We start from the raw sequence: 11,831 nt of genomic DNA, 5'->3' as shown, positions 1-11,831 counted from the left end.
TTGCGGGCGTTTCCTTGACACTGGCGGAGTGAGAGGGACACAATTCAGAGCCCTCTAACCCATTGATGCCAATCGTCTTTTCCAACCTGGACACCCGCAAATAGTGCCCAAGGGATGGTCCTGCGTCCGGGATCGTAGCCGAGGCAGCCTGCAATGTGGATCCCCAGAGCCGGCCAACTGTTCATGAGCCGCCCCCGACCTGGTTCTGTCGCGGCTAGCGAGACTGGCGCCTTTCAAACTGAGCGGGCCCATTCCTGGACCATCACATGACCGCCCTCAACTACGCCCCCATTCCCAATACCCTGGCCTTCCTAAACAAACTCAAGCGGCCCAAGCCGCCGAGCGCGTTCGACCGGATTCAGCGCTTTGTCTTCAAAGCGACCTTGGCCTTTGGGGGCGTGATACTTGTCGCAGCAGGTCTGGGCTTTGTCGGCCTGCTTTCGAAGGAAGTCACCCGCTTCCTCACGATGCTCCCGCTCATCGGAGTTCTAACTCTCTTTCTGATATGGGCTATCAGCCAGATCGTCGAAATGTTGCTGGCAGTGCGAACGGGCTACCACAATGCAGCCAACAGCTTGGATCGTGACATCGAACATGACGACGTTGTCGTCCAAGAGCTGACCGCGTGCGATCCGTTCAAGTTGCGCGAGCGCTCCAAGCACATGGAAGCCAAATCAAAGCGACTGACTCGCCAAGCCGGAATGGGATCTGTGATAGCCGCAATCGGCGCAGTTGTCATCAATTTCCAAACCTCAGCTGAAAAAGCCGAAATGCTTGTCCACGCAAAGGATTTGCCACTCTTCGTTTACTCCGGAAGCCTTGGCGTCCTACTGGGAGCCGCAGCGCTTACGGTCTTCGCTTCCAAGTTGGAGCACATCGCTGCGCTCTTGTCCCTCGCAGCTGACAGGATCGATCGGAAGTAGCAGCGCATTCGATAGACCGTTGCGACGTCTGTTTGCTTCAGTCACAGCTCTTCGCTGGCGGTGGCGTCGCTCGCCACTGGGAGCAAGGACACCAAAGCTCGCGCGCCGGCAACTGACGAAACTTGACCGTCGATTGACTCCTTCTAGGCATCAAAGGACAGCGCAAAGCCAACTTTGCGCCGCCTATTTATATTTGTGAAATATCTCTGAAATTTGCACTTGCGGGTTTGCAACTTGGTGCTTGGATGAAAGCTCCTTCCACAGGCTCCAAGGAGCATCCATGCAGTCCGAACTCACTCTTCAAATCGCCAGCCGTCTCGTAAGTGGCCTTCTCTGCCAAGAGCGGCACTGCCGCTTGCCGGATCGTGTCGACGACATCCGGCACGCCCTGGAGGTAGCCACGGAAATGGTGCGTCAATACCGCGGCGGCTCCTCTGCGCCTCCGGCGCACGACTACGTCCCACCCACGCCGGCCCCGACGCTGCCGCCGCCACCAGCGTCGCCCTCCCCGTCGCAAGCACCGCGCCTGCAAGAGATCCGCACCCGGGAGGCGGTCGTGGTGCGCGATATCCCGTCCGTCGAAGAGTGGCGCAAGAACCGCCGACGCAAAGCGGCTCCCGATCCGGTGGCGAACAAGAAGAAGCCAACACTCCACTGATCCGCCACCGCCGCCCCAACAACAAAGTGCCCCGCAAGCGGGGCACCGTTGTTTCAGTGGAGGCGTGGGCGCGGTGGTCGGGGGCCACTCGGCGCAAGGTCCAGGGCCGGCAGGTCGTCGAGCGCAGTCGGTTGAGCCTCCTGGACTCCAAAGACCAGCGGTCGGTCGAGCTCGAGCGGATAGCGCCCGAGCATCTCCTGGCTCCAGGCCTCCAGGAGGCGGCCACTCTCTGCCGCCTCCTTTTCGCAAAAGGCCTGTTGCTCCGGGGTGACCCGGGCCCGCGCTTCCGCCAGCTCGGCCGTCCGCTTTTCCAGCGTGCTCAAGCGCCACGCCCGCCGCTGCTTCCAATCCTGCTCCGTCCATGACGTGCCAGGCTGCGGATTGTTGACGGTGAAGTCCTCCCAGGACCGCTCCGCAAGATGGCGGAGCCTGGAGGCGCGTTGCTCCGCCTGCAGGCGCCGTGCAAACCGGGTCAGGTTGGCTTTGAATCCGCGCAACCGCCGAGCCAGCTCCAGCAGGTCTGAGCGGAGCCGGGTGTGCTCGGCGAACGCCGCGGCGCGCTCGGCCGCCCAGGCCAAGAGCTGGCGTGTGGCGTGAAGCGCCCGCGCGACTGCCTCGTGGCGCAGCGCTCCCCACTCCTGGCTCAGCTCCGCGAAGAGCGTAGGGATGGACACCGGCTCCGGGCGTGGCGCCCCGGGAGCGCTCTCCTCCAGCAACCCCAGCCGTTGGGCGATGGCTCCCATGTTGCGGGACACCTCGATGTGCCCTGCCCCGCGGCCCAGCGACAGGGGCAGCACGGCCGGTGGACGGCGGAGGTCCCGTTGGGCCTGTTCGTGGCTGTGGCTGTCGGGCACTTCCATCGCTCGCCCCTCGTTTTCGAAGCTAGCGACGAGTTTTTGGAAGGCCCCCTCGTTGGCCTCTTCGATTCTGCGGTTCGCTTCCACGCGCTCAGAGGCCTGGCCCCGTCGGGCCATGGCGGTCGCGTTCTTGCCCACATGCTTGGTCGGCTCTCGCGAGAGCACGGCCGCGGCGACCAAGTCACCGCGAGCCAGGGCGTCATTGGCCTGTGCTTCCAAACGACGATGGTCCACGCGAATCTCGAGCGCCGCCTTTTCAAGGTGGGCGTTGATGGTGGAGGCGATGAGTTCGCGCACCCACTGCACTTCAACACGTCCCGAAGGCCCGCCGTCCAACTCCTTGGTTTTGTCCGCGAGACCTTCCGGCCCCATGCGCCGCGTCGTTGCCAAGACGTGGACGTGCCAGTTCAAGCCGTCTTTGCTGCCTGGGCTGTGGATGCTGGCTTGTGCTGCGAACCCGTAGCGACTGACCAGCGCACGGGTGACCTCCATGGCCAGCGCCGATCGCTGCGCCTCGTCGAGTTCGTGGGGCAACGCGAACTCGAACTCGCGCGCGATCGTGGCGTCCTTGCGCCGCTCGGCCGCCTCCACCGCCGGCCAGAGCTCGGCCGGAACCAGGGCCCAGTCGGGCGCATCCTCGGGGGCGACGCAGCGCGTTTCGACCACGCCGCCCCTGCGGCGGTAGTCGTGGCGCTGCCCGGTCTTCTCGTCCTCGAGAAGCAGGCCAGCGCGGTAGGCGGCCGCCGCGATGGACGAATGTCCCTTGGCGCGGCTGAAGGTCTTTACGTTAGCGTGGTAGATGGCCATGAGGTGTTGCTCCGAAGCAGTGGGGTTGCTTGGTTTATGCCTCGGCTTTGGATTTGCGCAAGCGCCGCCGGCGCTTGGGGTTCAAGGGGCGAAGCCCTTTGCGCACGTGTCACGCAGTGACACCTAGGTGCGCTCTTGCTTCTTTCTTTTAAGCCTTGTTTTTCAGATCTCTTCGATCTCGAGGCAGCCCAAAGTTTCAGGCCCGCAAGAACTTGACGCAAGCCATTTCTTTGGTTGACTCGTAAAGGCACAGAGGAGAAATCAGATGAGCGCGACAAACCACTACCATGACCGAATCCACCGAGCCACCGAACGACTGGCCCAGCTGCAAGCCAAGGAGCTTTTAGCCAATCAGCGGCGCAAAGCTAAAGCGCAGGAATCAGCGAAGCGGGAGGAGATGAAACGGCGCCAACGGGTGGCCGATCTAGTCTTCTTGACGGGTGCCCATGCAATGAATGACACAGAACTAGAGTCACTGCTCCGGGAGCACGTCAAAAACAAGCATTAGTCGCCAGAAGGCCGGCCCCATTGACGCAACGCAAGCTACCTGGTCAAGCAACTGCTTCGCCTCGGCGGCCGGCGGGAGCTTCACTCCGGCTACCCGGCCAACGCCCCGATCATGGTGCCGGAGGACGTTGGCCTAGATGTTTGGAGAATAGTGGCATGTAGCTTTCGCTAGCGGTTGAGGCACTAGATCGCTGCTACAGGCCCTTTCCCTTTTTCCCCTCGGGCGCAGCATCCAGTTTTTCCTTGATCTGATTGAGGATTCGCTTGTTTTGCTGCCGCGCCTTGCGCGCCTGCCACCACTCTTTGATTCGCTGCCACATATCACACCTCCATGCTCGGCCTCGTTGACGGAAACTACTTTTACGCCTCTTGCGAACGGGTGTTCAACCCATCGTTGCATGGGCGGCCGGGTGTGGTCCTGTCCAACAAAGATGGCTGCGCGATTGTTAGGAGCCGGGAGGCCAAAGGCCCGGGCGTGACCATAGGGCGACCGCACCCGAGCCAAGATCGATGTGGAAGCCACCTGATCTCAGCAGACCTTGCCCGCGCGGATCCGGACACGCTGCGGTTGCGGCATATGGTGACACTGGCAAGCTCCCAACGGGAGCTGCAGCGCATCGCGTGTGGGGATCTGGAGGCGAGCGAGTCGGACCGCCAGCAGATCGTGGTGCCCCGCTAGCTCGGCAAAGAGGTGCTGGCGCTGGAGGACCTTCGGCAGGCCGTGGGCATCTTTGCCCCGGCGGGCCTGCGAGAGGTTGAGTGGCCGTTCTTTGCGGGCAGGTGGAGCCTGGTGTTCCTCCATACCAACCCCTTCAAGCGGGGGCAACGCAATACCACTCTTCCAGGGCGCCCATGGAGGTCATGGACGGGGCCAAGGCGAAGTTTGGACGCGGGTCGATTGCCTTTGCCCCGTAAACCAAGTAGGCGCTGGGTGATGAGCAACGCAATCAGGTGTAAGCGATGAACCACACCGCGTTGTCACCAGCCTATCCCACGAGGTGGGGCCAACTAATCCGGGTGCGCCAAATAAAACACAAAAATATGCTTGAAAAGCGATACCACCTAGTCCAGCATCCGAAGTCCGGGTCTAGGAGGACCTACAGGGGGAATTTAGCATGATCAGTCTGGACGAGTTTGTATCCGCACTTGGGGAACTCGGAAGCGATGTTAAAAATGCCGTCAAATCCAGCGCGCCCGAGATAAAATCAAAAGGCGGTGCATTGATTGAAGAATGCATCGATATCGTCAAAGAGAATCCCGGGAAGACCGCACTGATTGTGGGAACAACCGCGGCATCAGCGGTCGCAACCGGAGGTGTTGCATTCGCTGCGGCGCCTAAGATCGGAGCTTTCGTGAGTAGCATTGGATTCGGCGTTGGTGGTGGAACCCTAAGTGGAGCTGCTGCTAGCTCAGCAGGTCTAGCTGCACTAGGTGGGGGCAGTCTTGCTGCTGGCGGTGCCGGTATGGCCGGAGGAACCGCGGTAGTCACTGTCGTCGGTGCCGCAACCGGGAGCATGGCTGGCGGGGGCATCGCGATAGCAGGAGCGACACTGATCGGGCGAGAGAATCAGGCTCGAAGAGATGGCGGCTGAATTCTTAACACTCAATCACTAGCGCCTATCAGCGAAAGCATTGCGATGCGCTAAGGTCTTGGAAAGTTCGGGTAGCTGCGGCCCATGGGTTTGGATCGGCGCAGAATGCAAATCCTTACCAGGGAATGTCGTCGTCGAGTTCGACCACGTCGACCGACTTGGCTTCCTGCCCCGCTAATGGCGCCATCATCTCTATGAGCCGCTCTCCTTGCGCCAATAGGTGGTCGTAGGTCATGACAGTGATTCCATGCATGCGCCGATTAAGACCGTGCAGCGCGCGCTGCTGCTCGTCTTTCCACTCATGAGAGCGCCCGATGACGATGGTGGCGCGTGGGTGGTAAGCCACTACCTCCTTATGGTCGAGCAGGCCCTTGTCTGCGAAGTCGTGGAGCATGTCGAGGTATCGGTGGCACTGACCGATAGCTTTCGATACCTCGGCGGAGAAGTAGTGATTCTTGTGCGCCTTGTCATAGAGAAGCACTTCCATGTCAGGTCGCTTCAACTCAACGATGTCTCGATAGCCCGCAATGACGTTCGGCAACATCAGGTCAATATTGTCCCCAGCAGTGATTGCGCGCACCTCGTCCCGAACTACGTAGGCATTGCCAAAAGCCCAGCAGTGCTTCTCGCACCACGACTGGTAGACCTGCTCTGCCGCCTCTCCACGCCCTAGGCTGGAGCGCAGCTCAGCGACCGCCGAGCGCATCTCGCTAAGGCGAATAGATCCCCGTAGCGCGGTGGTCAGCTCATGAGTTAGCTCCGTGCTGGCCAAGTGCTGGACCAGGTCCGAATGGGAGAGCACCTTAGTGAGCGCGCCGACTAGGGATCGTGGATCATGTCCGGTGAGATCTGCAGCCCCGCTAGCCACCTTGATCAGGATGAACTCCCCGGCTTCCGATTGCTGCGCCAATGGAAGATGGGTCTGAAGGTATTTGAAGAGCTTGAGCGTAGAGGTTTCGGTCAACGTGATGGTCTTGACCGGGTCCTCCTGCCAGGGCAACGCCTTGGTCTTTTTAAAACCCTCAAGCTTTATAGAAAACTCCGTATGGTCGCTATGAGGAATCAGCCATCCAACCACATGCAGCTTGGTCCGCGTCGTCTCATTGAGGACAACGACGGGCACATAGTCCAACTTGCCGCTGCTTGCTGTTTTCCGAACGACTTTAGCCATACCCACTGAGTCGTTCATTGGATATCGCCCTCAGTCAACGGTGCCATGATGGTCTCAGTTCTGTTTCGCAAGCGCTATTAAGTGACGTAGCGCTCCCGCCCGATCCTGCCACGTATCTACGTTCCACGATGGATGGTATACCCACGTCATCAAGGCTGTCCCACCCTCGTAGTCAAGGGACCAGACTTCCCGGGATTCAAGGTAACGTCGCTTGCTCTCAGTTCGATTCACCTGTTGGGCGATGAAGGGCTCCAAGCCCGGTCGCGGCTCACCATGACTAAAGAACCGCCATGCGGTGCGGCCAAGCACCAGCACCACATCGGGCCGAAGCACCGGCAGAATGTGTCGAACCAATACGTCCCCGCCATCGCGCAGCGCCTGATTTCGTGGCCGGTGGTTCGCTTGGCAACCTGCGAACGCCTGGGAGAGGTTCATGAATGCCACGCGCCTCCAGGCTTCAGCAGCTTCCTGCAGTTGGAAGTCCTTTTGCCCAGTAAGCACCAAGTCTAGTGCCTTGAAGAAGGGTCCGTCGCGATCGTTCCGGACTGGCAAAGCCATCTCGTGGAAGTGGTCTTGAGTGAAGGGGCGGGTCACTTCGAGCGAATCGCTCATCCCTTCTTTCCGATAGTGCGACTCGCCCAGCAAAAGCACCCGCTGGCCGCTCATACCCTCCAAATAAAGATCACCCCAATACGGGGTGAAGCGAACTGTGTCAGGCCAATGATGGTCGTCGAGGTCCGCGGAGCTGGTCGACCTATGCGCAACTGGACATTCGCCTGTCATCTTCACTCCTTGAGTTAGGGCCTTGATTGGCGCTAGCTATCGCACTTCGCTAAAGCACGGAGGCAACTTGCGCTGGATTGATCGTATGGATGTAGCCCAGGATCCCGGATGCCACCTGCGATGAGCTCGCCATGGCATACGCTTCTCGAAAGCGTTGAAGCCTTTCGTCCACCAGATTCATCGACCCGTGCGAGAGTTCGACATTAAATGCCGTGACTGCTGGAGCCGGCCCTACTGTCTTTCCGGGGCTCAAGGGTAGTCCCGCATCCAACGCAAGCTGCTTGAGTTCGTCGGCAGCGTTGCCAAGAAGCCCATCATCGTCAGAGGACAGCACGATGTCATCGACGTAAACACTAACGGTTAAATGTTCCGATAGTTCGCATTGGCGCAAGAACCGACCGACCCGACTCTTATCCAGCGCCAATGACGCGAGAATCGGAGACTGGACATACCCATAGGGAAGCATCGTCTTCTTGGATTTTGGATTGATGACTACGCTCTCCCCAGCCATCCGTCTTGCATCGGCGTAGGAGAAACGTCGCTTCAAACAACGCGTCAATCGCGACTGATTGATACGCCCAAAGAAATCATCAAGATCGCACCGAAAAAAATACTGATGCGCAGTGTGACGATGTAGAGCGGCCACATGTCCGCCCCCACGTAGATGAAAATAGAACGGCGGAGGCGACCACACCTTTGACACAGCCAGGCGAATCAATTCTCCGGAAGCTTTTCCGATGGGTGTCGGCACATACACCCAACGTCCTGGCTTCACCTCAAAGCGGTGCTCCCATCTCTTCATCGGGTAGCCCACGAGTAGTTAGATGCCATGTTCATGAGCGCCGCCAGGAAACGGAAGAATCCGCCCCCAAACGACAGCAACGCATGAACTAGGCGGGTCTTACGAATAAATTTCTTCATAAGATCTCTCCTCTATTCTTAGCTCCGGCTTGCCTAGCGCAGGGCGCATGGACACTTAACCAACAGCGACCACCGAATAGAAACATACGGCGTCGAGTAAGTCACTTCGTGACGAATAGAGGGACAGGCGCAAAGCCTATCGCCAGAGCCAGCACAGTATAACCCAAGGCAGGGTCACATAGTCATTCTCGGCACAGAGTCTTGTTGCTGAGTCCGCTGTTGAGTCTGTTCCATCTGCTGCTGTCGCACCTGATCCTGCTTGATGACCTCCGCCTGCTGCAGGCTCTGTTCCGCCGGCTGCTGCGCCGCCTCGCGTCCATCCACCCGGGCATGAAAAAACGGCGACTTGTCGCCAAACGGCGCGTAGACCGCCAGCACGTTCTCGGCCCCGTCCTTGCCTAGCGCACCGGTCACCCGATCCACCCGCTTCACCAGCGGGTCCTCGGCCTGCTGCTTGTAAAGCGCCGCGGCAACGTTCCGGCTCTCCTCCGCGTTCCAGTTCCCCGTTCCGCTGACCCAAGAATGGATCGTCTGGTAGGTGGAGTGGTCCGGGTGCGCAGGGTTGTCAGCCAGCAGCGGAACCTGCGCCCCCTTCTCCTGGGCCGGTTCGGCCTCCGGCTCCTTGCTGCGCCCAGGCGCGGTCACCGAGACCGTCGCCAGCTTCGGCACGTGCGCCACCGCCGGCTGGCCCAGTTCGGCCTTGGCCTGGCGCAGCTCCTCGGAAGTGGTCACCGCTAACTGGTGGGCCACGCCGTCCTGGCCGACCTGGTAGTGAACGATCTGGCTGTCGTAGCCGTATTGCCCCTGCTCGTTCGGCTTCAGCTGCTGCATCGTCGGACCGGTGAGTCCTTCGGCCTCCTTGGTCCGCTGGGTGGCGAGCTCCACGGCCTGCAGGTTGTTCTCCTGGGCGTTGAGGTCGACGCCAGCAGCCCGGTAGCGGTGCAAGAGCTCGTTGTGCTCCATCTGCGCCGTCGTGGGTGCTGGGCGAGCCTCAATGGCCGCCAGGGTCTCCTGGGCGCGTTCCAGCGAGGGCTGGCGCATCTGGTTCGTCAGCTCCAGCTCCGCCGCCAGGTTGCCGGTCGCCACCCCGCCCTTGCCGAGCCACTGCCCGGCCTCGTTGCGCTGGTAGGTCTGGCCATCGTGGCCTTGCACCCGGTCCTGCTGGGCACGAGCACTTTCCACGGCGGCAGGAACGGCCACCCCGTAGTCCTGCCCACGCTGGGCGGCATGGCTCTCCAGGTAGGCCTGGGCGATGGCCTCGCGGCCGTTGGCGATGTTGCCCTCGATCCGCGCCAAGGCTTCTTGGTTCAGGCGCTGGGTCTGCTCTGCGTTCGCAATCTGGGGCTCATAGACGCCCCGGTCGTTGGCGCCGTCCACCCCGGTCTTGACCTGGCGCTCCCACTTCTCCGTTTCTGGATTGCGGTGCCAATTTTGGTTGTCCAGCCCAATCCGATCGCCGGGCTGGGCCGGCAGGTTGAAGGGATCCTGCGGCGGCGGGGCTTTGCCCAGCGCGAACTCGGCGGCCTTGGCATTCGCCATGGCACCCAATTCCTGAGACTTTACGTAGCTGGCACCGACGGATATTTGGACAGGGGCTTCGCGCCCATCAGCGGCGCGCTCGAACGCGCCTTGGCGCTCCCAATCTCGTCCGTTGAACCTCCAGTCCACGCCGGCCCGATCGGTCTGGTGGAAGATGTCGCGGTTCTCTTTGAGGTCGACGGCCTTGTCGAAGGCCTTGCTCATCAACACAGCGTCGCCGACCACCAGGGCCGCGGGCACAAAGCCGCTGCTACTGCCCAGCGCCGCCGCGGTGGCCGCGCCGCCGGCCCAGCCGCCCACGTTGCGCGCAACGGCGTGATTGACCTCCGACTGCGCGGCGGTGAGGTTGCCCTGCTCCATTAGCGCTGAGGCGGCGCGTGCGGTCATCACCGAATCCGCGCCTGTGGCCAGAAGTCCGCCGGCACGGGTGAGCCCACGCGCGGACGCCTCGCCCATCAACAGCTCCATGGCGACTTCGCCACGCTGTCCGCGCGGCACGCGAATGTTCTGTGCGGCTTCCGGACCCAGCACCTGCTCGACCTTGAGGATGCCCTGCTCGGACAACACCACGCGCCCGTCGTGATGAGCGTTGGCGATGGCGAGCGACAACCCGCTGCGCTGAAGCTGGATATCCCCACCTCGAACGATTGCGGCGTTGCTGACCTGGATTTGGTTGAGCGTGGTGACGATGCGCGACTCGGAATGCGCGACGGCACCCCAGCCGTGGTCCACCCCCACAAAGCCCTTCAGGGCTTCAATCTGTTGGGCATGGGTCTGCTGGTAGATCGGGATATCGCGGAAAAAGTCTTGAACCTTTTGGTTGGTCTGTGCAGGGGTTAAACCAACGGGCGTATTGGTGTTCAAATCGCCGTTGATTAGGCCTACTTTGACGGTATCGCGTAAGTGCTCGACGCGCTGGACAACACGGTCCATCGCCGTTGGGTCGCCCTCCAACATGGCTTGACCATCTCTGGAGCGTTCAATGAGCCGCAATTGCGACAGCATTCCATACTGATATTCGCCGAGTGGGCCACCGCTATGCGGCGTGATGCCCATCGCTTGAGCGAACGCAGGGTTGGCCGGCAGGAACAGTCGGTTTTCCGGAGCGTGGATGTCAAACTTCCCCACCCGTTGCAACTCATCAAGCAACTCGCTGTTCTTCAGCGTCTGCTGCTCGATGTTGTGGTGGTCCTGGAAAAGCGTTCGGTAGTTCGGCACAGATCAGGCTCCTTCCTTGTGACCTTGTTGCTCGCCTTATCGGTTGACCACGTCGTAGAACCAGAGGCCGTCCGACTGTCCATCGGTGCCGATACCGGCTGCTTCTACGGCGTCCTTGAACAACCGGTCGCAGAAAACGCCCCCGTGGAAAGCCAACCTAAAAACGTGCGCATCACCGAGGACATCACGCTTGAAAGCCAGGCGAATTTCGCCCGTCAGGTCGTAATACTTGCCCTCCTCGAAATCATCACTGACTTCGATGTTGAGCATAGATGCATCCTCATCCAACGCATCCAATGTGCGAATCACGTCGCACAGGTAAACGTTTGGCCCCTTCGAGCCATCCGCCAAGCGATAGTCTGTCTCTACAAACGCGAACGCCCCAGGATCGACCGCTTCCATCACTCGACGCAGGCGCTCTGACACCAGCCAGTAGCCGCTGAATCCCCCTTCCAGGTCTTCAGGAGGCACGCCTTCACTGGGGTGGTAGACCAGGCGTGGAACCTCGCGCAAAGCAGGAAATCCGCCATCCTTTGGCCTCAGAATCAGCCTAGGCGGAGTGAGGAGTGCCTCTCGGTTCTCAAAGACAACTCCATGGCCTTTCCCCCCGCGCCGAACGTCCGGCTGCAGGTGGAAGAACTCCCCTTTCTTGGGTTGATTGGTCGTCGTTGTTTCCATGCGTTCCGTCCCGTCCACCTGGGTATGGTCTCCACCTCAATCGGGCAGAGTCTACCGCCCCTATCGCCGACTGGGGCAGACAAAAGAGCGCATGCCCAACCCTAGCCACTCGCTCTACCATGGCGAGCGGAGTCAGCGCCTAGCTGTGTAAACCCACCACGTTGTTCAGTGGAATTC

General features: G+C 60.6%; 11 protein-coding genes and 1 pseudogene. 5 read left to right on the top strand and 7 right to left on the bottom strand.

The annotated features are described in order from the left end of the window. Nucleotides 1–266: 266 nt before the first annotated feature. Nucleotides 267–923, top strand: coding sequence for a hypothetical protein (locus tag D588_RS0106485; protein WP_017915407.1), 657 nt, complete (start codon nucleotides 267–269; stop codon nucleotides 921–923). Between the two features lie 280 nt (nucleotides 924–1,203). Continuing rightward, a complete protein-coding gene (locus tag D588_RS26480) occupies nucleotides 1,204–1,581 on the top strand; it encodes a hypothetical protein (RefSeq protein WP_081613493.1) in 378 nt (125 codons plus the stop codon). A 53-nt stretch (nucleotides 1,582–1,634) separates the two neighbouring features. Here D588_RS26480 and D588_RS0106480 read toward each other — a convergent pair whose 3' ends face one another. Then, nucleotides 1,635–3,245 (bottom strand): MobA/MobL family protein, encoded by a 1,611-nt coding sequence (locus D588_RS0106480; RefSeq protein ID WP_017915406.1) that lies wholly within the window; start codon nucleotides 3,243–3,245, stop codon nucleotides 1,635–1,637. A 265-nt stretch (nucleotides 3,246–3,510) separates the two neighbouring features. Here D588_RS0106480 and D588_RS26475 point away from each other — a divergent pair, with 265 nt between their 5' ends. Beyond that, nucleotides 3,511–3,753, top strand: coding sequence for a hypothetical protein (locus D588_RS26475; RefSeq protein ID WP_081613492.1), 243 nt, complete (start codon nucleotides 3,511–3,513; stop codon nucleotides 3,751–3,753). Nucleotides 3,754–3,946: 193 nt separating this feature from the next. On the opposite strand, the gene D588_RS28700 is transcribed toward D588_RS26475, so the two are convergent. Further along, complete coding sequence (locus D588_RS28700) at nucleotides 3,947–4,072, bottom strand: hypothetical protein (RefSeq protein WP_255325435.1); 126 nt, start codon at nucleotides 4,070–4,072, stop codon at nucleotides 3,947–3,949. A gap of 11 nt (nucleotides 4,073–4,083) precedes the next feature. Between D588_RS28700 and D588_RS28790 the strand changes: the two are divergent. Both D588_RS28790 and D588_RS27745 read left to right on the top strand, forming a co-directional pair. Next, nucleotides 4,084–4,245 (top strand): annotated as a pseudogene (locus D588_RS28790) (Y-family DNA polymerase); the annotation flags it as partial. A 622-nt stretch (nucleotides 4,246–4,867) separates the two neighbouring features. Continuing rightward, the gene (locus D588_RS27745) at nucleotides 4,868–5,344 is read left to right on the top strand and encodes a hypothetical protein (RefSeq protein WP_157836436.1); all 477 of its coding nucleotides are present in this window, start codon (nucleotides 4,868–4,870) and stop codon (nucleotides 5,342–5,344) included. 115 nt (nucleotides 5,345–5,459) lie between these two features. Here the strand turns inward: D588_RS27745 and D588_RS0106470 are convergent, their stop codons facing one another. The 5 genes from D588_RS0106470 to D588_RS0106460 form a co-directional block, all read right to left on the bottom strand. Continuing rightward, nucleotides 5,460–6,533: a Shedu anti-phage system protein SduA domain-containing protein gene (locus D588_RS0106470; protein ID WP_017915404.1), complete on the bottom strand. Its 1,074-nt coding sequence runs from the start codon at nucleotides 6,531–6,533 to the stop codon at nucleotides 5,460–5,462. 36 nt (nucleotides 6,534–6,569) lie between these two features. Further along, nucleotides 6,570–7,127 (bottom strand): hypothetical protein, encoded by a 558-nt coding sequence (locus D588_RS26465; RefSeq protein ID WP_232764246.1) that lies wholly within the window; start codon nucleotides 7,125–7,127, stop codon nucleotides 6,570–6,572. Nucleotides 7,128–7,347: 220 nt separating this feature from the next. After that, a complete protein-coding gene (locus D588_RS26460) occupies nucleotides 7,348–8,100 on the bottom strand; it encodes a reverse transcriptase domain-containing protein (protein WP_081613490.1) in 753 nt (250 codons plus the stop codon). 293 nt (nucleotides 8,101–8,393) lie between these two features. After that, the gene (locus D588_RS0106465; protein WP_017915403.1) at nucleotides 8,394–10,976 is read right to left on the bottom strand and encodes an XVIPCD domain-containing protein; all 2,583 of its coding nucleotides are present in this window, start codon (nucleotides 10,974–10,976) and stop codon (nucleotides 8,394–8,396) included. Between the two features lie 36 nt (nucleotides 10,977–11,012). Further along, on the bottom strand, nucleotides 11,013–11,654 hold the full coding sequence (locus D588_RS0106460; protein WP_087963661.1) for a DUF1629 domain-containing protein: 642 nt from the start codon (nucleotides 11,652–11,654) through the stop codon (nucleotides 11,013–11,015). Nucleotides 11,655–11,831 lie beyond the last annotated feature (177 nt).

Source organism: Xanthomonas sp. SHU 308, from assembly GCF_000364645.1.
Classification (GTDB): domain Bacteria; phylum Pseudomonadota; class Gammaproteobacteria; order Xanthomonadales; family Xanthomonadaceae; genus Xanthomonas_A; species Xanthomonas_A sontii.
This window is presented reverse-complemented; position numbering and strand designations above follow the sequence as displayed.